28 protein-coding genes are annotated in these 26,923 nt (G+C 68.5%); 19 read left to right on the forward strand and 9 right to left on the reverse strand.

Features of this window, described 5'->3' with window-relative positions; genetic code table 11:
• From IU450_RS14095 to IU450_RS14145, 11 genes are all read left to right on the forward strand, one after another.
• Complete coding sequence (locus IU450_RS14095; protein WP_195150249.1) at positions 1–1,197, forward strand: SRPBCC family protein; 1,197 nt, start codon at positions 1–3, stop codon at positions 1,195–1,197.
• Positions 1,194–1,607, forward strand: a complete 414-nt coding sequence (gene gvpJ / locus IU450_RS14100) for a gas vesicle protein GvpJ (protein WP_195150250.1) — start codon at positions 1,194–1,196, stop codon at positions 1,605–1,607. Before IU450_RS14095 ends, gvpJ begins: the two co-directional genes overlap by 4 nt.
• Positions 1,604–2,365 carry a GvpL/GvpF family gas vesicle protein gene (locus IU450_RS14105; protein ID WP_195150251.1) on the forward strand — a complete coding sequence of 254 codons (762 nt, stop codon included), beginning with the start codon at positions 1,604–1,606 and terminating at the stop codon, positions 2,363–2,365. Before gvpJ ends, IU450_RS14105 begins: the two co-directional genes overlap by 4 nt.
• Before the next feature lie 4 nt (positions 2,366–2,369).
• The gene (locus IU450_RS14110; protein ID WP_195150252.1) at positions 2,370–2,600 is read left to right on the forward strand and encodes a gas vesicle protein GvpG; all 231 of its coding nucleotides are present in this window, start codon (positions 2,370–2,372) and stop codon (positions 2,598–2,600) included.
• Between the two features lie 64 nt (positions 2,601–2,664).
• Entirely contained in the window at positions 2,665–2,961 is a 297-nt protein-coding gene (gvpO, locus tag IU450_RS14115) for a gas vesicle protein GvpO (RefSeq protein WP_195150454.1), read from the forward strand.
• Positions 2,958–3,368, forward strand: coding sequence for a gas vesicle protein (locus IU450_RS14120; protein ID WP_195150253.1), 411 nt, complete (start codon positions 2,958–2,960; stop codon positions 3,366–3,368). Before gvpO ends, IU450_RS14120 begins: the two co-directional genes overlap by 4 nt.
• Positions 3,365–4,159, forward strand: coding sequence for a GvpL/GvpF family gas vesicle protein (locus tag IU450_RS14125; RefSeq protein WP_195150254.1), 795 nt, complete (start codon positions 3,365–3,367; stop codon positions 4,157–4,159). Before IU450_RS14120 ends, IU450_RS14125 begins: the two co-directional genes overlap by 4 nt.
• Positions 4,156–4,389, forward strand: a complete 234-nt coding sequence (locus IU450_RS14130) for a gas vesicle protein (protein WP_195150255.1) — start codon at positions 4,156–4,158, stop codon at positions 4,387–4,389. The genes IU450_RS14125 and IU450_RS14130 overlap by 4 nt, the downstream gene beginning before the upstream one ends.
• Positions 4,382–4,681 carry a gas vesicle protein K gene (locus IU450_RS14135; RefSeq protein WP_195064853.1) on the forward strand — a complete coding sequence of 100 codons (300 nt, stop codon included), beginning with the start codon at positions 4,382–4,384 and terminating at the stop codon, positions 4,679–4,681. Before IU450_RS14130 ends, IU450_RS14135 begins: the two co-directional genes overlap by 8 nt.
• A 113-nt stretch (positions 4,682–4,794) precedes the next feature.
• Positions 4,795–5,529, forward strand: a complete 735-nt coding sequence (locus IU450_RS14140; protein ID WP_195150256.1) for a TVP38/TMEM64 family protein — start codon at positions 4,795–4,797, stop codon at positions 5,527–5,529.
• A 111-nt stretch (positions 5,530–5,640) separates the two neighbouring features.
• The gene (locus tag IU450_RS14145; protein ID WP_195150257.1) at positions 5,641–6,921 is read left to right on the forward strand and encodes an ATP-binding protein; all 1,281 of its coding nucleotides are present in this window, start codon (positions 5,641–5,643) and stop codon (positions 6,919–6,921) included.
• Positions 6,922–6,999: 78 nt separating this feature from the next.
• Here the strand turns inward: IU450_RS14145 and IU450_RS14150 are convergent, their stop codons facing one another.
• Positions 7,000–7,446: a cupin domain-containing protein gene (locus tag IU450_RS14150; RefSeq protein WP_195150258.1), complete on the reverse strand. Its 447-nt coding sequence runs from the start codon at positions 7,444–7,446 to the stop codon at positions 7,000–7,002.
• Positions 7,447–7,575: 129 nt separating this feature from the next.
• Between IU450_RS14150 and IU450_RS14155 the strand changes: the two genes are divergently transcribed.
• Positions 7,576–8,283: a TetR family transcriptional regulator gene (locus tag IU450_RS14155; RefSeq protein WP_324197668.1), complete on the forward strand. Its 708-nt coding sequence runs from the start codon at positions 7,576–7,578 to the stop codon at positions 8,281–8,283.
• 202 nt (positions 8,284–8,485) lie between these two features.
• Positions 8,486–10,189, forward strand: a complete 1,704-nt coding sequence (locus tag IU450_RS14160) for a metallophosphoesterase (RefSeq protein ID WP_195150259.1) — start codon at positions 8,486–8,488, stop codon at positions 10,187–10,189.
• A gap of 7 nt (positions 10,190–10,196) precedes the next feature.
• Here IU450_RS14160 and IU450_RS14165 read toward each other — a convergent pair whose 3' ends face one another.
• The gene (locus IU450_RS14165; protein WP_195150260.1) at positions 10,197–10,538 is read right to left on the reverse strand and encodes a TfoX/Sxy family protein; all 342 of its coding nucleotides are present in this window, start codon (positions 10,536–10,538) and stop codon (positions 10,197–10,199) included.
• A gap of 531 nt (positions 10,539–11,069) precedes the next feature.
• Between IU450_RS14165 and IU450_RS14170 the strand changes: the two genes are divergently transcribed.
• Positions 11,070–13,229, forward strand: coding sequence for a hypothetical protein (locus IU450_RS14170; protein WP_195150261.1), 2,160 nt, complete (start codon positions 11,070–11,072; stop codon positions 13,227–13,229).
• 24 nt (positions 13,230–13,253) lie between these two features.
• Here the strand turns inward: IU450_RS14170 and IU450_RS14175 are convergent, their stop codons facing one another.
• Complete coding sequence (locus IU450_RS14175) at positions 13,254–14,165, reverse strand: NAD-dependent epimerase/dehydratase family protein (RefSeq protein WP_195150262.1); 912 nt, start codon at positions 14,163–14,165, stop codon at positions 13,254–13,256.
• A 141-nt stretch (positions 14,166–14,306) separates the two neighbouring features.
• Here IU450_RS14175 and IU450_RS14180 point away from each other — a divergent pair, with 141 nt between their 5' ends.
• From IU450_RS14180 to IU450_RS14185, 3 genes are all read left to right on the forward strand, one after another.
• Positions 14,307–15,035 (forward strand): GlxA family transcriptional regulator, encoded by a 729-nt coding sequence (locus tag IU450_RS14180; protein ID WP_228834540.1) that lies wholly within the window; start codon positions 14,307–14,309, stop codon positions 15,033–15,035.
• Positions 14,954–15,280 (forward strand): helix-turn-helix domain-containing protein, encoded by a 327-nt coding sequence (locus IU450_RS39710; RefSeq protein WP_228834541.1) that lies wholly within the window; start codon positions 14,954–14,956, stop codon positions 15,278–15,280. Before IU450_RS14180 ends, IU450_RS39710 begins: the two co-directional genes overlap by 82 nt.
• 168 nt (positions 15,281–15,448) lie before the next feature.
• Positions 15,449–16,225 carry an SDR family oxidoreductase gene (locus IU450_RS14185; RefSeq protein WP_195150263.1) on the forward strand — a complete coding sequence of 259 codons (777 nt, stop codon included), beginning with the start codon at positions 15,449–15,451 and terminating at the stop codon, positions 16,223–16,225.
• Between the two features lie 145 nt (positions 16,226–16,370).
• Here the strand turns inward: IU450_RS14185 and IU450_RS14190 are convergent, their stop codons facing one another.
• From IU450_RS14190 to IU450_RS14215, 6 genes are all read right to left on the reverse strand, one after another.
• Entirely contained in the window at positions 16,371–17,129 is a 759-nt protein-coding gene (locus tag IU450_RS14190; protein WP_195150264.1) for a sirohydrochlorin chelatase, read from the reverse strand.
• Entirely contained in the window at positions 17,126–18,367 is a 1,242-nt protein-coding gene (locus IU450_RS14195; RefSeq protein ID WP_195150265.1) for a uroporphyrinogen-III synthase, read from the reverse strand. The genes IU450_RS14190 and IU450_RS14195 overlap by 4 nt, the downstream gene beginning before the upstream one ends.
• A 6-nt stretch (positions 18,368–18,373) precedes the next feature.
• Positions 18,374–18,775 (reverse strand): nitrite reductase small subunit NirD, encoded by a 402-nt coding sequence (gene nirD, locus IU450_RS14200; protein ID WP_195150266.1) that lies wholly within the window; start codon positions 18,773–18,775, stop codon positions 18,374–18,376.
• Between the two features lie 64 nt (positions 18,776–18,839).
• Positions 18,840–21,365, reverse strand: coding sequence for a nitrite reductase large subunit NirB (nirB, locus tag IU450_RS14205; protein ID WP_195150267.1), 2,526 nt, complete (start codon positions 21,363–21,365; stop codon positions 18,840–18,842).
• A gap of 28 nt (positions 21,366–21,393) precedes the next feature.
• A complete protein-coding gene (locus IU450_RS14210) occupies positions 21,394–22,911 on the reverse strand; it encodes a nitrate/nitrite transporter (protein WP_416382866.1) in 1,518 nt (505 codons plus the stop codon).
• 301 nt (positions 22,912–23,212) lie between these two features.
• Positions 23,213–24,469, reverse strand: a complete 1,257-nt coding sequence (locus IU450_RS14215) for an MFS transporter (protein ID WP_324197669.1) — start codon at positions 24,467–24,469, stop codon at positions 23,213–23,215.
• Positions 24,470–24,534: 65 nt separating this feature from the next.
• Between IU450_RS14215 and IU450_RS14220 the strand changes: the two genes are divergently transcribed.
• Together IU450_RS14220 and IU450_RS14225 are read left to right on the forward strand one after the other, a co-directional pair.
• Positions 24,535–25,206, forward strand: coding sequence for a FadR/GntR family transcriptional regulator (locus tag IU450_RS14220; protein ID WP_043696647.1), 672 nt, complete (start codon positions 24,535–24,537; stop codon positions 25,204–25,206).
• A gap of 194 nt (positions 25,207–25,400) precedes the next feature.
• Positions 25,401–26,882 (forward strand): MFS transporter, encoded by a 1,482-nt coding sequence (locus IU450_RS14225; RefSeq protein WP_195150268.1) that lies wholly within the window; start codon positions 25,401–25,403, stop codon positions 26,880–26,882.
• Positions 26,883–26,923 lie beyond the last annotated feature (41 nt).

The raw sequence follows: 26,923 nt of genomic DNA on the forward strand, positions 1-26,923 counted from the left end.
ATGGCGAAGACGTTGCGTGACGCGACAGCCGGAGTCGGCAAGCTGGCCACCGACACGGCGGGCAAAGCCACCAAAGCCGCGGGCCGGGCGGGATCGACCGCCAAGAAGAAGGCCCCACCGCCCACGCCGACCGGCCTTTTGCAGCAATCGGTGCAGAACCTCGCCGGAACCCTGGCCGAACGCGCGGTATCCGGGCTCGGCAACCAGGTGTCGAAGACCGCGGACCGGTTGACGGACTATGCCGAAGGTGGCGGAGGGAATCTGCTGTCGGCGGTGACCGGCGTGGAAAAGCTCGCCGGAGGTGCCTCGCCGTTCCAGGCGGCCATGAGCATGGGCAAGGCCAAGCTCGGTCATACGCTGCGCGGAGGGTTCGAATCGGTGAAGGAGACCCTGACCGGCGGCAAGGGCAAAGGTGGCGGCAAGAAGATCAAGCTGACCAATATCGTCGAGCACATCGACGTGGGCGTTCCGGTCGACCTGGCCTACGACCAGTGGACCCAGTTCGCGGACTTCCCGAAGTTCACCAAGAAGCTCGAGCAGGTCGAGCAGACGGCCGACGAGAAGCTCAGCTGGACCGGCAAAGTGTTCTGGTCCAGACGCACCTGGGAATCCACCATTCTCGAGCAGGTGCCGTTCGAGCGGATCGTCTGGCGTTCCAAAGGCCACAAGGGCCACATCGACGGCGCGGTCACCTTCCACGAGATCACGCCGGGTTACACCCGCATCCTCGTGGTACTGGAGTACCACCCCAAGGGTTTCTTCGAGAAGACCGCCAACATGTGGCGCGCGGCCGGTCGCCGGTGCCGCCTGGAACTCAAGCACTTCCAGCGGCACGTGATGACCGAGACCGTGCTGCACCCCGACGACGTCGTCGGCTGGCACGGCGAGATCCGCGACAGCCAGGTCGTCAAGGACGACGAGACCGCACGACGTGAAGAAGAAGAGGAGAACGCCGAAGAAGACCACGCGGACGACGAGAGTTCCGCGGGCCAGGAGCCGGAGGACGAGGAGCCGGACGAGGAAGACGAAGACGAGACCGACGAGCAGGATGCGGACGAGCGAGACGAAAACGAGCGAGACGAGGACGAGGACGAGGACGAGGAGACCGAATCCGAGCCGTCCCGCCGTCGTCCGGCCGCCCGCCGCCGCACCACGGTGACCCGCCGGTCGCGCGAGAAGCGAGAGGCACACGCATGACCATCGAACCCGCAGGAGGCTCGGGCGGTGGCGGAGCAGGCACGATGGCGCGCCCGAACTCCTCCAGCCTGGCCGACGTGATCGACACGATTCTCGACAAAGGCCTGGTCATCGACGCGTTCGCGCGCGTGTCGCTGGTCGGCATCGAACTGGTGACCATCGACGCACGCGTCGTGGTGGCCAGTGTCGATACGTATCTGCGATTCGCCGAAGCCGTCAACCGGCTGGAGATCTCCACCAGCGAACCGAAGGGGATCACCGACATCGTCGGCGACGTCACCCAGGGCGCGGCGAAGCACAAGACGAGCGGCGCCCTCGAGGCCGCGGGTGAGAAGGTGATGAACTTTCTCGGCGACGTGGAGGAGAAGCGTCAGACCGCCAGCAGGCCAAGGCACAAGGAGGATCGATGACTACCGGTCAAGCCTCCGTGTACGTGTACGGCATCGTGCCCGCCGACGTGGAGCCCGAGCCGCACGCCACCGGTGTCGGCGACCCGCCCGGCGAGGTCGGGGTGGTGCGGCACGGCGAGATCGCCGCGCTGATCAGCACGCTCGAATCGGACCGGCCACTGGGCACACCCGACGACCTCACCGCGCACGCCGAGCTGCTGGACGGCTCGGCCGCCGTCGCTCCGGTGCTGCCGCTGCGGTTCGGCGCGGTCATGACCGACGCGGAGGCGGTGGAGAACGAACTGCTCGAGGCGAACGAAAACGAGTTCCGCTCCGCGCTGGAGCAACTCGAGGGCCGCGCGCAGTTCGTGATCAGAGGGCGCTACGTCGAGGACACCATCCTGCGGGAACTGCTCGACGAGAACGCCCAGGCCGCCCAGCTGCGCGACGAGATCCGCGACAAACCCGAGGACGCCACCCGCAATGCCAGGATCGCGCTGGGCGAGCTGATCAATCAGGCCATCGAGGCCAAGCGAGCCGAGGACACGCGCAGAGTGGTCGCCGAGCTCGAGCAGTTCGAGGCACTCGTCAATCAGCGCGACCCCTCCCACGAGGAGGAGGCCGTCCACGTCGCGGTGCTGGTCGAGCTGGCCCGGCAGCAAGAGCTGGAGGAGACGCTGCGCCGGCTCGGCGAGGAGTGGGACGGTCGGGTGGAGCTGAACTTGCTCGGCCCGATGGCGGCCTACGACTTCGTGACGAAACGCGCACCCGAGGGGTGAGGACATGGGTCTGCTCTCGACGATCTTGACCTTGCCGGTCGCCCCGGTCCGCGGCGTCATCTGGCTGGGCGAATTGATCCAGGACCAAGTGGACCAGCAGCTCCACGATCCCGCCACCATGCGGCGGGAGCTCGAGGAGATCGATGCGGCCGCGGCAGCCGGTCAGCTCTCCGAAGAGGAGCGGAAACAAGCGCAGCAGGCGGTCCTGGATCGCATGACCGGTCGGCAGGCGTGATCGCGATCGATCGGAAGGAGTGACTCGCGTGGCACGCAAGACCACTTCCGACGACTCGGAGGATATGCGCTCGGCATCGAGTGAATCATCGTCCCTTTCACCGACCAGAGCCGCCGCGACGGCGGTCGAACACCTCGTGGAGCTGACTTCCAAGCAGGTGGAGGGCGTGACGTCGATGGAACCGACGGAGGACGGCTGGGCGGTGGAGATCGAGGTACTCGAGGACCGCCGGATTCCGTCGTCCGCGGACATCCTCGCGCTCTACGACGTCGAGATCGATCTGGACGGTGACCTACTGGCCTACCGCCGAACCAGACGCTATGCCCGCGGCAGCACCGACATCGGAAGGGCTCGGCAATGACGGTCGTCGGCGGCGGATCGTCCGCACCGCAGCCGTACGGAGGCGGCGGCGGCCATTCGTCGACGAACCTCGCCGACATCCTCGAGCGGGTGCTCGACAAGGGCCTGGTGATCGCGGGCGACATCCAGGTGAACCTGCTGGACATCGAACTGCTGACGATCAAGCTGCGATTGGTGATCGCATCCTTGGAGACGGCCAAAGCGGTGGGCATCGACTGGTGGGAGACCGACCCCTGGCTCAACAGCAAGGCCCGCACGCTGGAACGGCAGGATCGCGATCTCGAGCTCGAGAATCGGGAACTCCGCGACCGGATCGCCCAACTGGAAGCGGGGAGCGAACGCCGCCAACCCATCGAACGCCGCCAACCCATCGAACGCGGCCGCGCGCCGAAGGAAGAGCAATCGTGACCGATGGTCTCGGAGTTTGGCTGTACGCGGTCACGTCCAGCCGAGGCGACGCGCAGGACTCGGGCGAGCTGACCGGGGTCGCCGGTGAGCCGGTGCGCTCGGTGGTCTCGGACGATCTGACCGCGGTCGTCGGCTCGGTGCCGCTGGAGGTGTTCGGGGAGGAGCCGCTGCGGCGGAATCTGGAGGATCTCGACTGGCTGGAGGGGACGGCCAGGGCGCATGACGCCGTCGTGGCGGCCTTGGTGCGCCGAGGTCCGACCGTCCCGCTCCGGCTCGCCACCGTCTTCCGCGACGACGACCGGGTACGCGACCTGCTCGATGAGCGTCGAGCGGACTTCACCGCCGCCCTGGCGCTGGTGAGCGGCCGCACCGAGTGGGGCGTGAAAGCGTACGGCGACCGTGCCGCACTCACCGCCGCCGTGGCAGAGGCCCGCGCCGCGGGCGAAGGCAACGCGAAAGGCGCGGGCGCGGCATACCTGGCCCGGCGACGCGCGCAACTGTCCGCACAGGAAACCGTGGAACGCGACGCGGCGGAGCGCGCCGAGGAGATCCACACCCGCCTGGTGCATCAGGCCGCGGCGGGACGACGTCAGACGCTGACCGACCCGGCCCTCAGTGGCCGCCGGGACTGGATGGTGCTCAACGGCACCTACCTCGTGGACGACGACCGCACCGACGACTTCGCCGCGACAGTCACCGCGCTCAGCGCCGAATTCCCCGGCATCCGGCTCGAACTCACCGGCCCGTGGCCGCCGTATTCGTTCGCGGGCGTGGAACGGGAGCCGGCATGAGCCGGGTCGCCCAGCAGCACGTCGACGACGAGCGCCGCGTCGCGCTGGTGGACCTGCTGGACCGGGTGCTGGCCGGAGGCGTGGTGATCACCGGCGACATCAAACTCGCCATCGCGGACGTCGACCTGGTGCAGATCTCGTTGCGGGCGCTCATCTCCTCCATCAGCACCCTGTCCGCGCCACTCGGGCCCGCGACGAACCGCGCACCGGAGACGCCCGGCGATGACTGAATTCGGCGGCATACCCCCGCGCATCGACACCGACCCCGAATCCGTCGAGCGCGGGTTGGTCTCCCTCGTCCTCACCCTGGTGGAACTCCTCCGGCAACTGATGGAGCGCCAAGCACTCCGCCGTGTCGACGCGGGCGACCTCACCGACACCCAGATAGAACGCATCGGCACCACCTTGATGCTTCTCGAACAACGCATGGAGGAACTACGCGAGCACTTCGGCCTCACCCCCGAAGACCTCAACATCGACCTCGGTCCCCTCGGCACCCTCCTCCCCCGCGACCCGTCTTGACCCACCGCGCGCTGTGGACCTCGGCTGACCGCCCACGGCCACCGGCCACGACGGCAGCATGGTGTCCGCCTCGAGTCGAGGGTGTGGTGAGCATGCGGAAGGATTGGCTCATCATGACGGACAACGACGATTCCTTCCCGGCCGGCCGACGGTGGCACATCGTGCGGCTCGCGCTGTTCGCCGTGTTCCTGTTCGGGATGTTCTATCTCGTCGCCGTCACGCGGGTGATCGATATCGAGGCTGTGCGCAGCATGGTCGCGGCTACGGGGCCTGCTGCGCCTTTGGTCTATGTGGTGGTGTCGGCGGTCCTCGGAGCCATATTCGTGCCCGGCCCACTGCTGGCGGCTGGAAGCGGTCTGCTGTTCGGGCCGCTGGTCGGGACGTTCGTGACGCTGGGTTCCGCGGTGGGTACGGCGATGATCAGCAGTTATCTCGGGCGGCGGGCGGGCCGCGAGAGTGCGCGGGGGTTGCTCGGCACGGAGCGCGCCGAGCGCATCGACGCACAGATCGAGCGGCGCGGCTTGTGGGCCGTCGTCGGGCAGCGCTTCCTGCCCGGCGTCTCGGATGCGCTCGCGTCGTATGTGTTCGGAGCGTTCGGAGTTCCGTTGTGGCAGATGGCCGTCGGCGCGTTCATCGGCTCGGCGCCGCGCGCATTCGTCTACACCGCGCTCGGCGCCTCGATCGGCGATCTGTCCGGCCCCCTGGCCTACACCGCGATCGCGGTGTGGTGCGCCACCGCCGTCATCGGAGCCTTCGCCGCACATCGTGGATATCGGAGCTGGCGCGGCCGCGGTGCACGTCTCGAACGGGAAGCGGCGCCGGATCCCGCCCCGGAGCCGGGCAGCTGAAACCCTATTCTCCGATCGTCGAGCACCGGCCTGGCGGGGACTTCCCGAGAGGTATTTACTGAGAGGAACGGCCGACTTCGCAGCGGCCGGCCGACGGCCTTCGAGGTATGTATGCCGGTATGGCGACTACGCGAGTTCCGTGACGATGATCTGGATCAGGCCATCCAGATCTGGGAGCAGAGCCGTGTGCCTACCGCGGACGAGCCGGTCTTCGCCCTGGCGGAGGTGACAGCGGCCGCGCGAGCGAAGCAGTCGGCGGTGGTGGCCGAGGTCGGCGACGAGATGGTCGGGATGGCGGTCGCCCAGATCCATGGCGAGCGGGCCTGGGTCCTGCTGGTGGCGCTGGCGTCGCGGTGGCGGGGACGCGGAATCGGCAGCGCACTGCTTGCCGAACTGGAGCGGCGACTGCGCTCGAGCGGCGTGCGGCGGATCTGCACGCTGGTCCCCGAGGGCGCCACCGGGTCGGTGGCGTTCGAGAATTCCGGATACTCGCGCCGGGCGGGCCTCGTCTACTACGAGCTGCTGGAACCGTTGGCCCCCGCGCAGTCCACTCTGCTGACCGAATTGGGCGGGCGACTGCTCCCTCGGGGACTGTGGCAGTCGATGGCCGGGATGGACCGAGAGAAAGAGATCATCGAACGCCGGGTCGTGTTACCTCTGTCGAATCCCGATGTGGCCGAGCGTTATCGGGTTCTGCCGCCCAAGAGCGTCATTCTCTTCGGACCACCGGGGACCGGCAAGACCAGCTTCGCGAAAGCGGTCGCTTCCCGGCTCGGTTGGCCGTTCGTCGAATTGTTTCCGTCCCGCTTGGCCGCGGCGACGACCGGAGGGCTCGCGGCCTCGCTGCGCGAGGTATTCGCCGATCTGACCGAACTCGACGAACTACTGCTGTTCATCGATGAGGTGGAGGAGATCGCGGGCACGCGTTCGGGTACTGCGACCAGCCCTGCGCACGGAGTCACCAACGAACTGCTCAAGCTGATACCGACGTTCCGGGAGAACTACACCCGCCTGCTGATCTGCGCGACGAACTCGGTCCGCTCATTGGACCCGGCATTCCTGCGCCCCGGTCGATTCGACTATGTGATCCCGATCGGCCCGCCGGACGAACCCGCGCGCAATGCGATCTGGCAACGTTATCTCGGCTCCGCCACCGAAACCATCGATGTCGACCGTTTGACATGCGCCACAGCGCAATTCACTCCCGCCGACATCGAGTACGCGGCCCGCGCGGGCGCACAGTCCGCGTTCGAACGCGCAATGCGCGACGACACACGCGAACCCGCGACGACCGAGGACTACCTGACCGCGGTCGCCAACACCCGCCCGACCCTGACACCCGAAATCCTCACCGCGTTCGAGCAGGACCAGCAGGACTACACCCGATTGTGAGAAAGCGTGCACCCCAGATAGACAACGACCGGCCCGGAAGACGCGAGCGGTGCATGACCGCGTGTCGCGAGGGCCGAGCTACGCGCAGGGCGGGGCGGGTGCGTCGACGAACAGCGGCTGACCGGTGGGTGGGGCGTAGACCACGTCGAGGACGAGCGGTTCGGTACCGAGGTTCAGGCCCACGTGCACGTTCCATTCGCCCGCCGGCTCGTAGATGAACTCGCCGGTGCGGTAGACCGGGGCGTCGCAGTCGGGGCCGGGGTGGGTGAGCGTGCCCGATCGGACGAAGCCGAAGACGGGGCCGACGTGGTAATGCCAGCCGGTGGACCCGCCGGGGCCGATCGTGATCTCGCGAACGACCAGATCGGTGCCCTCGACGAACGGAAGCAGGCCGGCGGGGATCTGAGCCTGCCCGAGAGTGACGGCGGTGATGTCGCTACCGGGCGTCGCGTCGGCGTGCGCCGCACTCACCAGCGCGCCGGCGACGACGACCGGCACTGCGGCGACGCGGAGAAAGAGCGTCATCCTCGCAGCTTAGCCACGGGAGTGTGGCACCGGAACCTCGTTCCGCGCCCCTCTCGTCGCGCTGTCGCGGATGGCGTCGTGCCGCCGTGGCGAGTATCCGTGATCAGAGCACTGGATTACCGTACTTACGTGGCCCTGACGGACGAAGAGGATGCGGCGGCGAAGATCATCGACGCCGTGGTGTCGATGCTCGAGTCGGACGGCTACGACGCGGTCCAACTGCGGGCGGTGGCCCGGAAGGCGCATGTCTCCCTCGCCACGGTCTACAAGCGATATCCCACCCGCGACGACCTGATGGTCGCGGCGGTCGAGCGCTGGATGGCGACCAACACCTATGCCACCCCTGTCCCGCCGATCGAAGGCGAGACGCTGGGCAATGGCCTGATGCGGTTGCTGCGGTACGTGTTCGAACCGTGGGAACGAAATCCTCGAATGCTCGAGGCCTACTATCGCGTGCGATCCGGCCCCGGTGGCCGACGACTGGACGCCCAGGGCTTCGACGCCGTGCTGCCCGCCGCCGGGGCCTTGTTCACCGACGTCGATCCCGACTACACCGCGGACATCGCGCTCGTGCTGACCAACATGATCTACGCGCTGATCGGCCGCTTCGCGACCGCCGATCTCGACATCGCCGAAATCCTGCCCGCCCTCGAGCGAACCGTCCTCAGGCTGACCGGGAACAACGAACCGCTGGCGGCTGCCGCCAGGCCAGCGCGGCCGGGTGGCACGAGCTTTCCTTGGAGCGCTTCGCTCGTCTCCCCGTTCTCCCCCGGTCCCACCACAGGACCGGCACCGTCGCCGCATCCGTCGATCACAACGGATCACCCACCGCAGTAGATCAGTCCGGCCTCGGCCTGCCCCGGTAGTCATCCGACCCGCCCGGCTCGATGAACGCCGGACGACACCGGTCGCGGGCGAGAGGCGTTCGGACGACGCACATTCGGGCAAATGCCCCATATCGCGGCGAGTCCGGGGTATTCCCGCCTGCGGTGCGGTGTCGAGTTGCTCCGGCGCACCCGTCCGGTACAGCATCGGCGGTATGCCGTCCACACCGCTGAATCCAGCAGGCGACGTTCCCGACACCGGAATTCCCAGCCATCTCGCTGCCGATATGACCATCACCGAGCAGCACGAGTGGCATCGCGCCCACCTGCGCCGTCATCCGGTCTCGCGACGCAACATCCTGCGCGGCGCCGCGGCGGCCGCCGCCGTGGCCGCGATCGGCACGGCGCCGTTCGGCAGGCGCGCCTACGCCGAAGAGGCACAGCTGGCGGTGGGTGGACGGCGCGTTGCCTTCGGTCCGGACGCGGCCAGCCAATTGCGTTTCGCGGCGCAGCTGTCGCGGCGTCCGGCGGGCGCCACGGTGTACCTCGACCACGGACCGACCCCGGCGTTGGGTGCGACGGTCGAGGCCGAAGTGCGCAACCTGCTCACCCAATTGCCCACGGCCGACGGCGGCGTGCTCGCGGCCGAACAGTTCTACGTCCACGCCCCGGTGGACGGCTTGCCCGGCCGGGTGCCGCACTTCTACCGCTGGCGGACCTCCGACGGATTCGTCGGCGACATCCGTGCCGCCGCGCCCGCGATGCCCACCGCCCGACCCGCGGTTCTTCCGTTCCGCTTCACCATGATGGGCGATCAGGGCACCGACGCGACCCCGGCGCTGCCGGAAGGCGTCGCTCCCGGCGACTACGACGACAAGTACTACAAGGCCGACGATGATCCGGCCGCGCCGCACGCGAGCAACGTGCTGCGCCAAATCGCCGCGTCCCGGCCCGATTTCCACATCCTGGCGGGCGACATCGCCTACGCCGACCCGTCCGGCGCGGGCAAGCCGGGACAGTTCGTCGGGCACGGAGCACGGCCCACGGGCGGGTTCGACAAGTACAACCCTTATGTCTGGGACGTCTACTTCAACGCCATCGAGCCCAGCGCCGCGCAGACGCCGTGGATGTTCGCCACCGGCAACCACGATATGGAGGCGACCTACGGCGACCACGGCTACGGCGGGCATCTGGCGCGGCTGGACTTCCCCGGCAACGGTCCGGCCGGCTGTCCGGCGGCGTACTCGTTCACCTATGGCAACGTCGCGGTGCTCTCCCTGGACGCGAACGACGTCTCCTACGAGATCCGCGCCAACACCGGCTATTCGGGTGGAGCGCAGACGAGTTGGGTGGAGCGCACCTTGGCCGCCTACCGCGCCGACCCCGACATCGACTTCATCGTCTGCTTCTTCCACCACTGCGCGTACTCGACCACCGAAGCGCACGCCAGCGACGGCGGCGTGCGGGACGCTTGGGTGGAGCTGTTCGACCGCTACCAGGTGGATCTGGTGCTGCAAGGCCACAATCACGTCTACGAGCGCACCGATCCGATCCGCGGCGGACAGGCGACCAAGGTCGCGGGCGACAACTCGATCGTCTACCCCGAGACCGACGGAACCGTCTACTACACCGTGGGCGGTGGCGGACGCCCGCGCTACGAGTTCCAGCCGGGATCGCGGGAAAGCTTCCGGGGCCACGAGTTACCCGACACCTCGGTGCCGAACAGCTACGTATGGACGCCGGGCGGCGGCAAACAGGACGAAGCCGCGCCGTGGTCGCGGGTCCGCTTCCGGAACTATTCGTTCCTGCGCGTCGACGTCCGGCCGGGCGTCTTCGCCAGCGAGATGGACGTGGTCGCGGTCGACGAGTACGGCCGCGAATTCGACCGCGTGCTGTTCCGGCGGCAAGTCCGGCCCTGAGCCGGGGCTACTTCTTCTTCTTCTTCTTTTTGGGTGGGAGGGTCCGGGCGTAGGCTACGCCGCGCTCGACCCATTCCCGCAGGACCTCGTCGTCGTCGACCGCGGTGACCCGCAGCCAGCCGACCATCTCGCGCCCGCCCATGACCATGGGCTCCACTGCGTCACCGAGCAACCGCTCGCCCTCGTCGGGACCGACCCGCACCAGCAGACCGCCGTGGCCGCTCGCGGCGACCGCCATATTGCCGCCGATCAGGAAGGCGAGGCCGCCGAACATCTTCTGCTCGGTGAGCTCCGGGCCGGGCGCGATCAGTTCCCGGATCCGCTCGGCCAGCTCCTCGTCGTATGCCATGGCGGCATTGTCCACCTCGGGTACGACAGTTCGGCGATTCCGCCGTCCCGACCGGCAACGTGTCCTTCTCCCGCTCGTCCGCGAGTACATGACGGCCGCGAACTGTGCGCACCCCGACGCGCGATCGACCGGCCGAGTGGCGGCGTCTAGCGAAAATTCCTGCACCACAGCTGGATTGATTCCGCCCATAGGTAGCGCGCGAGGTACGTACGTACACTCCCGAGCCCCCTGGATGTCATTGGACGTTCAAGCGGATGTTTCCGTACCTGACTGTAATACAGGGCATGAGACGGGGGCCCGCATCGTCGATGCCTCTCGCGCGCAACCAGTTTCAGAGCTCGCAGTCGACTGCGCTCCCGAGACGGGAATAAGGACTCCTCCGTGCACATCTGCCCCCCGGTGGTGCGATCACGCACTGTCCGTCATCGTTCGTCCAGGCGGAATTCGATCCGAGTCCCCGGCACGTTCCCGATCCGCGGCGGTGTGCCGCACTGGTGGTCGCGCTTCGGGGCGAGCGCTTGGCGGAGGCGGGTGATCTGGATCGCGCTGATTCTCTTCGCGCTCGTCGTATTTCCGGGCTGCGTCGGCGCGCTGGCTGTCGCGCAGGACGCGGCGGGCTCCACGCGAGGTAGCTCCGAGATCGACGGGCTCAGCTGGATGAATATTCGCGACTCGTCGGGAGTTCTGCTCTCTGACTATCGGTTCGCGACGGGCGACGAAAGCCTGTTCAAGCCGCGCGCCACCATCCTGTGGGCCGTGCTGGGCTTCGAGTTCATCGGCTACATAGCCATTGTGACGACGGCGATCTGGTTGATCGGCTACGCGTTGAGCTTCCGTTGGCTGGACATGTTCAGTGCGGCGTTGCGCGGCGTGGCCGATGCTCTGACGGCACAGATCGCGACCCCGATCATGCTGATCACCGCGGCGAGCATCGGCGCGTTCTTCGTCGCGTATTTCATCGCGCGCGGGTACCACGCGAAGGCCACCATGCAAGTGGTGACGATGGTGGGTGTGGCGTTGCTGGGACCGCTGTTCCTGGCCGAGCCGCTGGCGGAGGTGCTGTCCTCACACGGGTTGCTCGCCCAGGGCCGCGATCTGGGCATCTCGGTGGCGGCGGGCTTGAACGGGAACTCCAACCCGAATCCGAACCAGTTGGTGTCGACGATGCAGAGCGACCTGGCCGACAATTTCGCCCGGCAGCCGCTGCAAGTGTGGAATTTCGGGCATACCGTCGACCAGCGGCCGTCCTGTCGCTCCGCGTGGTCGGCCGGGGTGGCGGCCGGCGACGACGCCCGGGTGATCAGCGGCTTGAAGGCATGCGGGGACACCGCCGCGCACGCCAAGGCCGAGAACCCCTCCATGGGGCAGGTCGCCACCGGGCTCATGCTGCTGATCTGCGGTGGCATCCTGTTGGCCTTCGCGACGTACCTCGGACTCAAGGTCATCAAGGCCGCGCTGGATACGATCTATCACGGATTCATGTCGATATTCGGTTTCGCCGCGGGCGGATTCGTGTACGGCCCCACGCAGACGTTCCTGGTCCGCAATGTCGTGGACAGCTTTGTCGCGGCGGCGCGAATGACGGCGTACACCATCTTTCTCGGGGTCTACATACTGTTCATGGGCAACCTGTTCGCGCAGGCTCGCGGCCAGGTGATGGCGGTGATCATCATCGCGGGCACCGTCGAGATCGTCGCGATATTCCAGCTCAAACGCCTCAGCAGTGGCCTCAACCGCGGCAACGACTGGATCGCCAACCGGTTCGGTCTGGCCGTCCAGGGCGCTGGGGGCAAGTCGTCGAGCAGCAGCGGCACCGCCCTAGGCATGGGTGGCGGCAGTAGCGGTGCGAAAGCCGCACCCGGGATGGGGCTCGTGAGCACACTCACCACGCTGAATGCCGTCAACGCCTCGCCGGTGACGGCATGGCTCGCCGGGGGAAGGGTGAATCCGTTGAATCCGCTGTCGAGCACACGACGCAGGATCGAACGCTCCACCAACAGAATCCTGACCAGCCGCGAAGAGGGATACATCGAGCACCAGCTGGCCCGCACGAACTGGCGGGGCGCCGCGGTCGCCGCGGCCACGGCGGCCGGGGGCATGCATACCCAATTGGGCGTCTCCCGCGCCCTGAAAGTGCTGCGCGACAACAAGGTTCCCGATTCACGCATTCATTCCGTGCTGCTCGCCTCCGGCGCCACCCACGAGCGGGTCACCCATGCGCTGACGGCATACTCCGTCCAGGAGTCGACGGCGTCGCAGAATCCGTACAGCTTCGCCCCGTTGCAGAAGGCGATCGCGGCGGCGTGGGCGGTCGACAACCACGTCGGCCACGAAGCGCACGACGCCTTCGCCGCTCAGGCGGTCATCTCGGCGGACAGCTTCGTCCGGCACAGCAACGCGCCGGCCCCCGGCGCCCCGATCGATCATGCGTTCGTGCAGCGGGTCGAGCAGAACTGGCATTCGGACCGGGCACTGCGCGCGGCGATCACCCCGGACGAGTGGGACGGCGCGGGCCGTGACACCCGGTGGGCGATCGGCCACCGGGTCGCGACCATGCACCAGGGCGCGGCCCGGGCGTACTACGAGAATCCGACCGATATCAACCGCGAAGCCCTGATGCGATCGGCCAGGCGGGTCGCCAACCTCGATCACCTCGACCCCGATGGTGGACTCGACCCCTGGAACCCGTAACGGAGGTCGTCCGGCCCACGCCGGTCAGGCCGCGCGCAGTACCTCCGCGAACACATCGTCCGGATCGGACGCTTTCAGGCCGAACGTGTCTCGGATGGCGGAGTCGTCGACCGTGAAGGGCGCGTGCGACATGTGGTAGGTCTCGAACAATTCCGGCCAGAACGGATCGGTGACCGCCAGCAGGGTCAGCTCGCGATCGCTCATGACCGCCAGCTGCGGCTCGGGCGCTCCGACCGCGGCGGCGAACCGTCCGGCCAGCTCGCGCACGGTCACGGTGATGGTGGGCGCGTGCCAGGCCCGGCCCCAGGCGCGTTCGTCGCGCGCGACCGCGACCGCCGCCGCGGCCGCGTCACCGATCGCGGTGTAGGCATGCGGCAGGTCGAGCGCCTGCGGCAGCAGCGCCAACCGCCCGTTCCGGATACTCGGCTGGGCGAGTAACGAGAACAACGAGACCGCGCCGGGGCCGAGGAATTGCCCTGCCCGCACCTCGACGGCACGCACCCGCCCTGCGCGGTGGGCCTGTTCGGCCTCCTGCCACATCCTGGCGCGTACGAGTCCTTTCGGTCCCGTGGCCGCCAGTGGCGACTGCTCGGTGAGTGGACCGTCGGCGGGGCCGTAGCCGTACAGGTTGCCCAGCATCACGTACGTCGCGCCGACTTGCTCCGCTGCGGCACGGATGGACCCGAACAGCGGCGGAATGGTCTCCGGCCAGGTGTGATACGCGGGCATGGCCATGTTGAACACGGTGTCGGCGCGTTCGGCGAGTCTCGCCAGCGCGGCGGTATCGACCGCGTCCAGCGCGACGCGCTCGATATTCGGATGCTCGGGGCCCGCACCGCTGCGGCTGACCACGCGCACCCGGTCGCCGGACTCGGCCAGTAGCGCCGCGGTGGCCGAAGCGGTGGCGCCCCGGCCGACGATGACATGCGAAGGCATGCGACTTCCCTTCTGAGACAGACCTATTCACGCGACCGGTGCACACCGTGCGTGCCGTCGCCGATCGCGTGCTACTCAGCCTGCCGCCGCGCGAGCGGGTAGGCTACTGGCCGGATTGCCAACTATCCCAAGGATCGAGCCATGCTGACTGTCGCCGTTGTCGCGGTCCCTCCGGTGAAGGCTTTCGACCTGGCCATGCCGGAAACGGTGCTGGGCGCGGCGATGGTGGACGGCGAGCCCGGCTACCGCATCGTGGTGTGCACCGCCGTGCCGGGCGTGCTGCCCGCCGGGCTGGGCGGATTCGACGTGGTGGTCTCCCAGGGGCTGGAGGCGATCGAGGAAGCGGACATCGTCGTCGTGCCGAGCACCGGCAGTCGCGCCGACACCGACGCCGCTACCCTGGCCGCCCTGCGTCACGCGGTGGCCGCGGGCAAACGCGTCACCTCGATCTGTAGCGGCGCCTTCGTCCTGGCCCAGGCGGGCCTGCTGTCCGGCCGCACCGCCACTACGCACTGGGCCCTGGCCGACGAACTGGCCGCGAACCACCCCGACGTGTCGGTCCGCAGTGACGCGCTGTACATCGAGGACGGCCCGATCACCACCGCCGCGGGCGCAGCCGCCGGAATCGATCTGTGCCTGCACCTGATCCGCACCGACTACGGCGCGACGGTGGCGAACGCCGCCGCCCGCGTCGCCGTCGTCACCCCGGTACGCCCCGGCGGGCAAGCCCAGTTCGTGGACGCGCCCTTGCCCGCGGAGCACGGCGTGACACTCGCGGACACGCGCGCTTGGGCGCTGCGACGGCTCGACTCGCCGCTGTCCCTGGACGACCTGGCCGCGCGCACGCGCGCACCAGCGTTCGCACGCTGACTCGCCGTTTCCACGAGGAAACCGGCCTCAGCCCGCAGAAATGGCTGCTGCACCAGCGCCTGCACCGCGCCAGGGAGCTGCTGGAGTCCACCACGCTGCCGATGGAGCAGGTGGCCAGGTACAGCGGCATCGGCTCGGCGGAGTCGTTGCGTCAGCACATGATCCGCCACGTCGGGGTGTCACCGAGCAGCTATCGCGCGTCCTTCACGCGCTCGCCCGTCCCTATCGCCTCGGCCGATCGTTGAGCCGTCCGAGAGTCGGGCGGGGCCGGGTCAGTAGGCGGATCGGACAGGCGATTGCTTGGATCGACCATGTGCCGGCTCGTTCGGGTCGGCCCCGAACTCACTGTGCGACTCGCCACCATGACGGCGAGCTTGCGGCCGCCTACCGGGCCTCAGCGGTAATAGTTGTTCATGGCCGAGATTCTCGTCACCGGCGGAACCGGTGCGCTGGGCAAGCTCGTGGTGGGCCGGTTGCGCGAAGCGGGCCACGAAGTACGAGTTCTCTCCCGTCGCGCGGGTGCGGGCACGCACGTCGGAGATCTGCGCAGCGGTGCGGGCGTGGCGGAGGCGGTGGCGGGAGCCGATGCGATCGTGCACGCGGCCTCGGATTTCCGGCGCCGAGGCGGACCGGACATCGCGCAGACGGAGAACCTGCTCCGGGCCGCACGCGGCGTCCCGCACCTGCTCTACGTGTCGATCGTCGGCATCGACCACATCCCGTTCCGGTACTACCGCAACAAGCTGGCCTGCGAGCAAGCCATCCTCGACAGCGGCGCGCCGCACACGATTCTGCGGGCGACGCAGTTCCACGAGTTGATCGCGGCGGGGTTGCAGACCGTCGAGGGATGGCCGATGGCGCCGCTGCCGACCGATTTTCGTTTCCAGCCCGTCGCTGCCGCAGATGTGGCGCGGAGGGTTGCCGAGTTGGTCGAGGGTGCGCCGCTCGGTCACGCTCCCGATTTCGGCGGCCCGGAGGTGCTGACGTTGGCGCAGTTGGCCGAGGTGTGGCGGGCCGCCCGGCAGCGTCCGCGCCGCATCGTCCGGCTGCCGGTGCCCGGACGCGTCGGACGCGCTTTCCGAGCCGGGTTGAATACCTGCCCTGACCACCCCGATGGCGAGCAGACCTGGGCGCAGTTCGTCGCTTCAGGCCCGACGAACGCCTACGCCACTGGGAAAAGGCATCACTGATCGCAAAACCTGCAACCGATTACCACTGCCCTGGAAGCCGACCGGACCGGCGGCGCCGAATATCAGCGCTGCCGGTCCCGGATTCGCCGAACGGTGAGGCACAGCGCCGGACGTCTCCGGTGCGGCGCGATCGACCGCGTACTGCTCAGCGAGCGCGCGCCCGGACCATTTCGTCCGCGGCGGCCCGGTAGCGCTGGGCGATCAACCGGACCACCGCCGGATGCACACCGATGGGCTCGGCGACCCCGTCGGCGCCCGCCTCGTGCAGCCGCTGCTGAAACAGGCCGTGCGCCAGCAGGTACGAGGCGATGAAAACCCGGCCCGCGCCTGCCGCGCGCTGTTCGGCGACCACGTCCGGCACGCGCGGCGCACCGGTCGCCACGTAGCCGATGCGGACCGCAGCGCCGAGGTGTTCGGCCAGCAGTGCGGCCGCGCGGCGGACATCCTGGCGGGCACGGGCGTCCGAGGAGCCCGCGGCGGCGAAGACCACCGCATCGCCCGGGGTCCAGCCCGCCGCGCGCAGACGCATCGTCATGATGCGCGCCAGCGCGGGATCCGGACCCATGGCGGGCGTGACCGCCACCACCGGATGCGCGCTCTCGGCCACCTCGCGCGGCACGTCCTGGTAGACGTGGTAGCCGGAGGCCAGGAAGGCCGGAACCACTACGGCCGGGACGGATTCCCCGGTCGGCGTCACCAGATCGCGCAGCACTTCGGACGGCGAAGGACCGAGCACGTCGACGAAAGCGGTTCGCACCCAGGGGCTTTCCCCCGTCTCGGTGCCGGGCCCCGAAATCCCGGCACCGAGTTCCTTCGTCACGGCCTCGGCGAGCGCGGCGATCATCTGCACGCCCTTGGTGCTGCGGGTGCCGTGGGCCACCAGCACCAAGGCCGGCGCGGTCACCAGCTCCCCGCAGTCTGGATGTGCCGAGGTGCCCGGGTCGGAATTCCGACACCGGGCACCTGAGGTCCTCCTGTCGCGGTGGGCCGTGGGTTGTTGTCGGTACATTCCGCCGGGTCCAGCGCGAGCCGGTACCCGCGTTTGACCACGGTCTGGATCGCCTTCGGCGTACCGAGCCCGGCGCGCAGCCGGGCGATGGCGGTCTCCACCGCGTGCGTGTCGTCCCCGCCGCCGGGCAGCGCGGCGAGCAGGTCCTCACGGGAGACGACCCGGCCGGGCTGGCGGGCCAGCGAACGCATCAGGGCCATCGGCGCGGGCGCCAGCTGACGCACCTGACCGTCGACCACCACGCACGCGCCGCGCACGCTGATGATGTGGCCCGCGGCGTGGATCCGGTTGGCACGGCGTGGCAGTTCCTCGGCGACGTGGCGGGCCAGCGCGCCGAGCCGGGCCCGGCCCGGCATCGAGGTGGGCACCCCGAGCTCCTCCAGCGGCGCCGCCGTGATCGGGCCGACGCAGGCGGGCAGTACCCGGCCGCGCAGCGCGTACAGCAGCCCTTCCAGCAGCCCGGTCTCCTTGGCGCGCATCAACATCGACGCCACGGCCGGGGCGCTGGTGAACGTGACGCAATCCATGCCGGAGGTGACGATCGCCTCGATGAGGTGATCCATCGGCCCCTGGTCGTCCGGCGGCACCCAGCGGTACACCGGCACCGGCACGACATCCGCGCCCGCGCAGCGCAGGACCTCGCAGAAGTCGGGCACCGGCTCCCACTCCGTGGTGGCGCCGTGCAGCTGCACGGCGATCCGGACGCCTTCGACGCCCTCGGCGAGCAGGTGATCGAGTACTTCGGCGGAGGACTCGGAGGCGGGCGACCATTCCTCGCGCAGTTCCGCGGCGCGGATGGCGCCCTTGGCCTTCGGGCCGCGCGCGAGCATCCGGGTGGTCCCCAGCGTCTCGCGCAGTTCCTCGGCGAGGCCCCAGCCCTCGGCCGCCTCCATCCAGCCACGGAAGCCGATTCCCGTGGTGGCGACGGTGATCTGCGGCGGATCGGCGACCAGCTGCCGGGTCACGCGCTCCAGCTCGTTGTCGTCGGCCAAGGGGATGATCCGGATGGCCGGCGCCGAAACGATGGTCGCGCCCCGTCGTTCCAGCAGGGTGGCGAACTCCACAGCCCGCCGGGCCGCCGTGATGCCCACCGTGAATCCGGCCAGGCTCGCGCCCGCGTCAACTGTTGTCATTGGCGTTCATCCATCCGAGGACGCGAGCGCGGCAGACACCGGCTCGTTGGAAATCGAAGCGATGCCGTCGTCCACGCGCACCGCGTACACCGGCAGCATCGCCGATTCGTCGTCCAGGCAACGCCCGTCGACAAGAGAGAAGGCCTGCTTCAGCAGCGGCGAGGCCACGACGGGCACTCCACCGCGATCGCCGACGATCCCGCGCGACATGACCGCCGCCCGTCCGATCGGATCGATATTGCCGACGGCGTACAGCATGCCGTTCTCGAGCAGGAACAGGGCGGCCTGTCGGCCACCTTTCAGCAACACCGCAACGCCGCGGCCGGGAATCAGGTAGTCGAGACGGCAGGCCTGCGTCCACCCGGTGGTGGTAGCTGTGGCAATGCCGGGGGTATCGATCACGGTCATCGGTGTCATCCTCCAAACGCCTTACTCATTGGTACCGACGTTCTGTTTCCAAGCGGTTAAGCGGTCATTTCCCCTGCGTGGCGACCGGAACTTCCGGCAGTCCGAGCAGCACGGGAACCTTCCGCTCCCCGGATTCATCGAAGGAAATCGTCGGATCGGCTTCCTCCGGGGCGTTGACGAACGACACGAAGCGAGACAGCTTCTCTTCGTCGTCCAGCACCGCGGCCCATTCGTCGCGGTAGCCGGCGACATGCTGAGCCATCGCCGCCTCCAGATCCTCGGCGATACCGAGGCTGTCCTCGCAGATCACCTGCTTGAGGTAATCCATGCCGCCTTCGAGCGCCTCCTGCCACGGCGCGGTGCGCTGCAAACGGTCAGCGGTGCGGATGTAGAACATCAGATACCGGTCGATGTACTTGATCAGCGTCTCGTCGTCGAGTTCACCGGCCAGCAGTACCGCGTGCTTCGGGGTGAGACCGCCGTTGCCGCCGACGTAGAGGTTCCAGCCGTTCTCGGTGGCGATCACGCCGACGTCCTTGCCGCGCGCCTCGGCGCATTCGCGGGCGCAGCCGGAGACCGCCAGCTTCAGCTTGTGCGGCGAACGCAGGCCGCGGTAGCGCTTCTCCAGGAGCACGGCCATGCCGACCGAGTCCTGCTGCCCGTAGCGGCACCAGGTCGAGCCGACGCAGCTCTTCACGGTGCGCAGCGACTTGCCGTACGCGTGGCCGGATTCCATGCCCGCGTCGACCAGCCGCTTCCAGATCAGCGGCAACTGCTCGACGCGCGCGCCGAACAGGTCGATGCGCTGGCCGCCGGTGACCTTCACGTACAGGCCGAATTCCTTGGCCACCTCACCGATGGTGATCAACTGCTCGGCGGTGACCTCGCCGCCGGGCATCCGCGGCACCACCGAGTAGGTGCCGTTCTTCTGCAGGTTGGCCAGGAAGTGGTCGTTGGTGTCCTGCAGCGCCGCCTGCTCGCCGTCGAGGATGTGCTCGCTCGAGGTGGAGGCCAGGATGGAGGCCACGGTGGGCTTGCAGATGTCGCAGCCCGCGCCCTTGCCGTACTTGCTGATCAGGCCGGAGAAGGTGCGGATACCGGTGACCTGCACGATCTGGAACAGCTCGGCGCGCGACTGCTCGAAGTGCTCGCACAGCGCCTTGGACATCTCCACGCCGGACTGCTCGAGCAGCTTCTTCAGCATGGGAACGCAGCCGCCGCAGGAGGTACCCGCGCTGGTGCAGCTCTTGATCGCCGGGACATCGCAGGCGCCGTCGGCGATCGCCCCGCAGATCGCGCCCTTGGACACGTTGTTGCACGAGCAGATCTGGGCGTCGTCGGGCAGCGAGTCGGCGCCCAGCTCGGCGCCCGCGGGCGAGATCAGCGCGGCCGGTTCAGCGGGCAGCGGACGGCCGACCAGCGGGCGCAGCGCCGAGTAGGCGGTGGCGTCGCCGACCAGGATGCCACCGAGCAGGATCTTCGCGTCGTCGGAGACGACGAGCTTGGCGTAGGTGCCCTTGGCCGCGTCGTGCAGCACGACCGAGAGCGCGCCCTCGGTGACGCCGTGCGCGTCGCCGAAGCTGGCCACGTCGACGCCCAGCAGCTTGAGCTTGGTCGACATGTCCGCGCCCGGGAACTCGCCCGCGCCGCCCAGGAGGCGGTCCGCGACGATCTCGGCGGTGCTGTAGCCCGGCGCGACCAGGCCGTAGCACACGCCCTCGACGGCGGCGCATTCGCCGATGGCCCAGATGTTCGGGTCGGAGGTCTGCAGGCCGAGATCGGTGATGATGCCGCCGCGCGGGCCGACCTCGAGTCCCGCGTCGCGGGCGATCTGGTCGCGCGGGCGGACACCGGCGGAGAACACCACCAGCCCGGCTTCGATCACCGTCTCGTCGGACAGGGTGACCTTCAGTCCGTTGTCGGCCGCCTCGATCGAGGAGGTGCCCACACCGGTGTGCACCTCCAGGCCGAGGTCGGTGACCAGGCGCTCCAGGATGGCGCCGCCGCCCTCGTCGACCTGGGCGGGCATCAGCCGGGTGTTGTACTCGACCACGTGCGGAGTGAGTCCGAGCAGGCGCAGCGCGTTCGCGGCCTCCAGGCCGAGCAGGCCGCCGCCGACCACCACGCCTACCGCGCCGGGTCCGGCGGCTTCGGCGGCCGCGCGGATGCCGTCGAGATCCTCGAGGGTGCGGTAGACGAAGCACTCGGGCATGTCGTGGCCGGGCACCGGCGGCACGAACGGGTAGGAGCCGGTGGCCAGCACGAGCGCGTCGTAGGCGAGGATGTCGCCTGCCGACGTGGTCACCTTGCGCGCGGCCTTGTCGATCGACTCGGCGCGCTGGCCCAGCCGCAGCTCGACCAGATCGTCACCGGCGTACTCGTTGCCGGGCAGCGCGAGCGCGCTCGGGTCCCAGCTGCCGACGTAGGACGAGAGGCCGACGCGGTCGTAGGCGGGCAGCTGCTCCTCGCTGAGCACGATCACCTGCCAGCGGCCTTCGGTGTCGCGCGAGCGCAGCGCCTCGACGAACCGGTGCCCGACCATGCCATGGCCGACGACCACCGCGGTCTTGCGAGCGACTGTGGGGTTCATCTGTTGGTCCTCCTGGACTGATCGGGGGTCAGGCGCGGGCCGACGAGCCGGCGGACTGGGACGGAGCGCTCCCGTTCACGGAGCGGCCTGATTCGGCTTCGAGCACCAGCGTCTCGGCTTCGGCCACGACATCGGATTCGGTGAGCCGCGCGCTGGGACGGCGCAGGAAGACCGTCCAGACCACCAGGGCGCAGACCACGTAGAAGGCCATGAACACCCAGAACGCGGTGGTCGCCGAGTTGGTCGAGGCGTAGGAGGAGCGCAGCACCAGGTTGATGCCCACGCCGCCGAGCGCGCCGATGGCGCCGACGAAACCGATCAGCGCGCCGGAGGTGTTCTGCGACCAGGCGGACCGCTGCGCCGCGGTGGCGTCCATGCTCCTGGACTTGGCCTCGAACACCGACGGGATGATCTTGGTGACCGATCCGTTGCCGATGCCGGAGAGCACGAACAGGGCGATGAAGCCCACGACGAGGGCGGTCATCACCGCACCGCTCGCCACGCCGTTGTTGCTGTCCGCCATCGTGCTGGCCACGGTGACCAGCACGGCCGCCGCCATCATCGCGCCGAAGACGTAGAGGGTGACCCGGCTACCGCCGATGCGGTCGGCCCACTTGCCGCCGTAGGGGCGGGCCAGCGAGCCCAGCAGCGGGCCGAGGAACGCGATCTGCGCGGCGTGCAGCGCGGCCTGCGCGGCGGTGTCGCCGCCCGCCCGGAAGCTGATCTGCAGGATCTGGCCGAAGGCGAAGCTGTAGCCGATGAACGAGCCGAACGTGCCGATGTAGAGGAACGCGATCGCCCAGGACTGCGGCACCTTCAGCGCCGTGATCATGTAGGACAGATCGGCCTTCTGATTGGGCAGGTTGTCCATGAACAGCGCGGCGCCCACTCCGGCGACCGCGATCAGCACCAGGTAGACCGCGCAGATCAGCGAGGCGTACCCGTTGCCGAGGGTCGCGATGACCAGCAGGCCGAGCAACTGGATCACCGGAACGCCGATGTTGCCGCCACCCGCGTTCAGGCCCAGCGCCCAGCCCTTGAGCCGCTGCGGATAGAAGGCGTTGATGTTGGTCATCGAGGAGGCGAAGTTGCCGCCACCGAATCCGGCGAACGCCGCGACCACGAGGAACGTGGTGTACGAGGTGCCGGGCTGGTTGATGAAGTACAGCGTGAGCAGCGTCGGGATCAGCAGCATGACCGCGCTGAAGACCGTCCAGTTGCGCCCGCCGAACCGCGCGGTCGCGACGGTGTACGGGATGCGCAGGAACGCGCCGATCAGCGTCGGCATCGCGACCAGGAAGAACTTGCCCGCCGGGTCGATGCCGAACTTGTCGGTCGGCATGAACAGCACCATCACCGACCAGATCGACCAGACGGAGAAGCCGACGTGCTCGGCGAAGACCGACCAGATCAGGTTGCGCCGGGCGATGTCCTTGCCGCCCGCTTCCCAAGCGGCGACATCCTCCGCATCCCAGTGCTCGATGTGCGGCCTGCGGATCTTCGTCTGTCCCAGCGCTCCCAAACGGTTACGCGTCAGCGTGCTCAACGGGGCCTCCCAAAGTCGGTTGGCCCCACGGTAGGAAATGGGTATTGCCGAAATGCTGCGCGAAATGACCGTCAAATCAACGGTTGCTCACGATTACCGGCGAACCGGGGTGAGTTCCGAGCGAATGTTTCAGGCATGTGACACAAGAGTTTCCGTGCGTCACGAATAGGCCGAAATGGAATTCGGCGACCAGTGAGGTGTGACCCGCGCTACGTTTCACAAATCAGATGGGCACATCCTGACTCCGTTCGCACAGCGGCGCAACCGGAACTGTGAGATTTCCGGCCGACGGCCGCGCGACTCAGCTCCAGGTGTCTTCGAGCACGCGCGGCTTGCACGCCTGCCAAGCGCCCGCCAGCAGCACCAGCACCGCCACGCCGAGCATCGCGAACGGAACGAGCCAGCCGCCCGTCGCCGTGTGCAGCACACCGAACAGCAACGGACCCACACACGCCACCGCGTATCCGACGCCCTGGGTGAAGCCGGACAGCGCGGCCGACCCGGCAGGCGTGCGGGTGCGCAAGTTGATCAAGGTCAACGCCATCGGGAAGGTGCTCGGACCGAGACCGAGCACGACGACCCACAGGATCGGGGCGGCCATCGGAGCGATGAGCAGACCGGCGAACGCGACGAAGAACAGCACCGCGCAGGCCACCACCACCGGAAACGGGTTGCGGAACCGGGCGACCACAGTGGGCGCGGTGAGCGCGGCGACGAGGCCGACCACGGCGAACAGACCGACCATGGCGCCGCCATAACCCGCGCTCGCGCCCGCCTCGCTCAAGATCTTCGGCAACCAGGTGAACATCGCGTAGGTGGTGAGCGAGGTCATGCCGAACATGCCCGCCATGCCCCAGGCGATCGGCGAGCGCCACACGCGGCCTGCCTCGGGCGCCTGCTCCGGCACCGCCGTCCGGTCCGCGCCGTCATGCCCGCGCCTGCCGCGCAGCACCACCAGCCACGGCACCGCCGCGGCGAAGCCCAGCAGCCCCCACACCCCGAGCGAGACGCGCCAGCCGTGCGCCTGCGCCAGCGGGACCGCGGCGAACGCGGGCACGACCGTGCCGAGTTGCACCATCACGATGTACAGCGAGCTGATCACGGCGAGGCGATCCGGGAAGTACCGCTTCACCAGCGGCGGGATCACCACGTTGCCGATGCCCATGCCCGCGAGTGCGAGCGCGGAGAAGGCCAGCAGTTCGGCAGTGCCCGACATCAGCACCCGGATGAGCATGCCGCTGCCCGCCATCAGCATGGCGATCAGCGCGGTGCGCTCCAGCCCGAGCCGGACCGCCAACACCGGCGTGAGCAGCCCGGACAGCGCGAACATGGCCGTGGGGATCATCCCGAAGACGCCGACAACCGCTGCGCCGTAGCCGATTTCGGCACCGATCTGCTCGGCCAGCGGGCTGAACGCGGTGACCGCGACGCGCAGGGTGAGCGCCGACATCACGATGGCGGTGAGAACCAGCAGGCGGCCCTCGGTCAGCGCACGTCGACGGCGCTCGACCAGGACGGATTCCGGGCCAGCCGCGATTTCCGGGAGGGTGACAGTCACCGAGAAATCATAGGATGACCGGATGATGACCGGCAACGATTTGTGATGGGCGGTACTCTGTCGGGGTGCAACCCGTCCGGCGCACCAGCCTCATCGCCCAGGTAACCGAGCAGCTGCGTGCCGAAATCCGTTCCGGCCGTTGGTCTATCGGCTCCCGTATCCCGACCGAGCCGGAGCTCACCGAACTCACCGGCACCGGCCGCAATACGGTGCGCGAGGCCGTCCAAGCGCTCGTGCACGCCGGCATGCTGGAACGACGCCAAGGTTCCGGAACCTATGTCATCGCGGCGTCCGACCTCGGCGGAACCCTGGGCAAATACTTCGCCGACGCCGAGGAACGCGACGTCCTGGAGCTGCGTCTGGCGCTGGACGGCACCGCCGCCGCACTGGCCGCCCGCCGCCGCGACGACACCGACATCGCGAATCTGCTGCGCCTGCTGGCCGAACGCGACGAGAAATGGGATGAGGACCCGGTCGCCGCGATCGAGGCGGACGTCCAGTTGCATCGCGCGATCGTCGTCGCGAGCCACAACGCGGTGTACCTCGAGTTCTACGACTCGCTGCTGCCCATCATCGAACAGGTCATCCGCGCGCGGACGTCGAAGTCCGACGACTCCTACACCGAGGAGCACGCGGCCTTGGTGCACGCGGTGATCGACGGCGATCCCGAACGGGCCGCCTCGGCCACCCGCTGCTTCCTCAACTCCCTCATCGCGGAATATCCGGACGCGCGATGAACGACGCCAGGTAACCAAGCGGTCACCATGCGACGCTGCGCGGTGTGAGTCGGAATTGCCGGGAACGTCACCGAAGGGCACGGGGACGCAACAAGCGGCTCATACCTTTGTCTCGACCGTAGCTAGGCACTCGACAGCCGCCGGCGGCACTGCGCCGCGATGAGGGCCGGTCGAGCCGAATCGAGAGGAAGCCGATGACCGCCGTAGCAGCCACCGGCCAGCAGTCGCAGACAACGACTTTCGAATACCAGAAACGTGGACGCTGGCTCGACCACTGGGATCCGGACAACGCGAAGTTCTGGGCATCCGGTGGCGCGAAGACCGCGCGCAAGAATCTGATCTTCTCCGTGTTCGCCGAGAATCTCGGCTTCAGCGTCTGGGTCATCTGGGGCACCGTGGTGACCAGCATGGGCGCCGCGGGATTCGACTTCCTCGCGGGCCTCGGCAAGGGCAACCCCGTCGCGGTGAGCAACGCGTTGCTGCTCACCTCGACCCCCACCCTGGTCGGCGCCGCCCTGCGCATTCCGTACACCTTCGCCATCCCCCGGTTCGGTGGCCGCGCGTTCACCGTGTTCAGCGCGGCGATGCTGCTGATTCCGACGCTGGGCCTGGCCTATTTCGTCAACCAGCCGGACACGCCGATGTGGGTGTTCCTGGTGCTGGCCGCGCTCGCGGGCGTCGGCGGCGGCAACTTCTCCTCCTCGATGGCCAACATCAACTTCTTCTTCCCCGAGGGCAAGAAGGGCGCGGCGCTGGGCATCAACGCGGCGGGCGGCAACCTGGGCGTCGCCCAGACCCAGTTGGTGCTGCCGTTGCTGATCACCCTCGGCACGCACATCATGGCGAAGGATCCGGGCGGCTACCGCTTCGGCATCACGCTGTCGGTCCTGGTCTGGGTGCCGTTCATCCTGATCGCCGCGTTCGGCGCGCTGCGCTACATGGACAGCATCAGCACCGCCAAGTCGGACGGAAAGTCCTACCGGCGCGCACTGACCAACCGGCACACCTGGGTGATGGCCGTCCTCTACATCGGCACCTTCGGCTCGTTCATCGGCTTCTCCTTCGCCTTCCCGACGCTGATCAAGGCCAACTTCCCGGACCTGGCCAAGATCGGCTGGATCACCACGCTCGGTAACCTCGCGTTCCTCGGCGCCCTGGTCGGGTCGTTCAGCAGGCCGTTCGGCGGGTGGGTGTCGGACAAGGTCGGCGGCGCGAAGATCACCCTGTACGTGTTCGGCGGCATGGCGGTCGCGGTCGGGCTGATCATGGCCGGGCTGGAGCTGAAGAGCTTCCCGCTGTACCTGGTCGCGTTCCTGCTGCTGTTCGTGCTCACCGGCATCGGCAACGGCTCCACCTACCGGATGATCCCGACCATTTTCAGCGCGGAGTCCAAGAAGTACGCCGCCGAGCACGGCATCGATCCGGCCGAAGCCGCCGCCTCGGCCAAACGCCAAGCGGGCGCCGCGATCGGCGTCATCGGCGCGGTCGGCGCCTCCGGCGGCTGGCTGTTGCAGCAGGCGCTGCGGTTGTCCAACACGCACCTGCACAGCATGGCTCCCGCGTTCTGGGCCTACGCCGCCACCTTCCTGGTGATGGCCGCAGTCACCTGGTGGTTCTATCTGCGGTCCTCGTTCGCCATCCAGCGCGTTCCCTCGCTGGCGTACGCGAACGTCTGACCGCCACAGCGTGTCCCGCGGTCCGGACCCCGCGGGACACG

Source organism: Nocardia abscessus (genome assembly GCF_015477775.1).
Lineage (GTDB): Bacteria > Actinomycetota > Actinomycetes > Mycobacteriales > Mycobacteriaceae > Nocardia > Nocardia abscessus_A.

What these genes read in the sequence shown, in the direction of transcription:
- IU450_RS14160 (WP_195150259.1), top strand. Translation starts at nt 8,486, where the DNA reads ATGCCGTCCACACCGCTGAATCCAGCAGGCGACGTTCCCGACACCGGA.
- gvpO (WP_195150454.1), top strand. Translation starts at nt 2,665, where the DNA reads ATGCGCTCGGCATCGAGTGAATCATCGTCCCTTTCACCGACCAGAGCC.
- IU450_RS14135 (WP_195064853.1), top strand. Translation starts at nt 4,382, where the DNA reads ATGACTGAATTCGGCGGCATACCCCCGCGCATCGACACCGACCCCGAA.
- IU450_RS14105 (WP_195150251.1), top strand. Translation starts at nt 1,604, where the DNA reads ATGACTACCGGTCAAGCCTCCGTGTACGTGTACGGCATCGTGCCCGCC.
- gvpJ (WP_195150250.1), top strand. Translation starts at nt 1,194, where the DNA reads ATGACCATCGAACCCGCAGGAGGCTCGGGCGGTGGCGGAGCAGGCACG.
- IU450_RS14165 (WP_195150260.1), bottom strand. Translation starts at nt 10,538, where the DNA reads ATGGCATACGACGAGGAGCTGGCCGAGCGGATCCGGGAACTGATCGCG.
- IU450_RS14095 (WP_195150249.1), top strand. Translation starts at nt 1, where the DNA reads ATGGCGAAGACGTTGCGTGACGCGACAGCCGGAGTCGGCAAGCTGGCC.
- IU450_RS14130 (WP_195150255.1), top strand. Translation starts at nt 4,156, where the DNA reads ATGAGCCGGGTCGCCCAGCAGCACGTCGACGACGAGCGCCGCGTCGCG.
- IU450_RS14180 (WP_228834540.1), top strand. Translation starts at nt 14,307, where the DNA reads ATGCTGACTGTCGCCGTTGTCGCGGTCCCTCCGGTGAAGGCTTTCGAC.
- IU450_RS14195 (WP_195150265.1), bottom strand. Translation starts at nt 18,367, where the DNA reads ATGACAACAGTTGACGCGGGCGCGAGCCTGGCCGGATTCACGGTGGGC.
- IU450_RS14140 (WP_195150256.1), top strand. Translation starts at nt 4,795, where the DNA reads ATGACGGACAACGACGATTCCTTCCCGGCCGGCCGACGGTGGCACATC.
- IU450_RS14145 (WP_195150257.1), top strand. Translation starts at nt 5,641, where the DNA reads ATGCCGGTATGGCGACTACGCGAGTTCCGTGACGATGATCTGGATCAG.
- IU450_RS14185 (WP_195150263.1), top strand. Translation starts at nt 15,449, where the DNA reads ATGGCCGAGATTCTCGTCACCGGCGGAACCGGTGCGCTGGGCAAGCTC.
- nirD (WP_195150266.1), bottom strand. Translation starts at nt 18,775, where the DNA reads ATGACCGTGATCGATACCCCCGGCATTGCCACAGCTACCACCACCGGG.
- IU450_RS14175 (WP_195150262.1), bottom strand. Translation starts at nt 14,165, where the DNA reads ATGCCTTCGCATGTCATCGTCGGCCGGGGCGCCACCGCTTCGGCCACC.
- IU450_RS14120 (WP_195150253.1), top strand. Translation starts at nt 2,958, where the DNA reads ATGACGGTCGTCGGCGGCGGATCGTCCGCACCGCAGCCGTACGGAGGC.
- IU450_RS14110 (WP_195150252.1), top strand. Translation starts at nt 2,370, where the DNA reads ATGGGTCTGCTCTCGACGATCTTGACCTTGCCGGTCGCCCCGGTCCGC.
- IU450_RS14225 (WP_195150268.1), top strand. Translation starts at nt 25,401, where the DNA reads ATGACCGCCGTAGCAGCCACCGGCCAGCAGTCGCAGACAACGACTTTC.
- nirB (WP_195150267.1), bottom strand. Translation starts at nt 21,365, where the DNA reads ATGAACCCCACAGTCGCTCGCAAGACCGCGGTGGTCGTCGGCCATGGC.
- IU450_RS14150 (WP_195150258.1), bottom strand. Translation starts at nt 7,446, where the DNA reads ATGACGCTCTTTCTCCGCGTCGCCGCAGTGCCGGTCGTCGTCGCCGGC.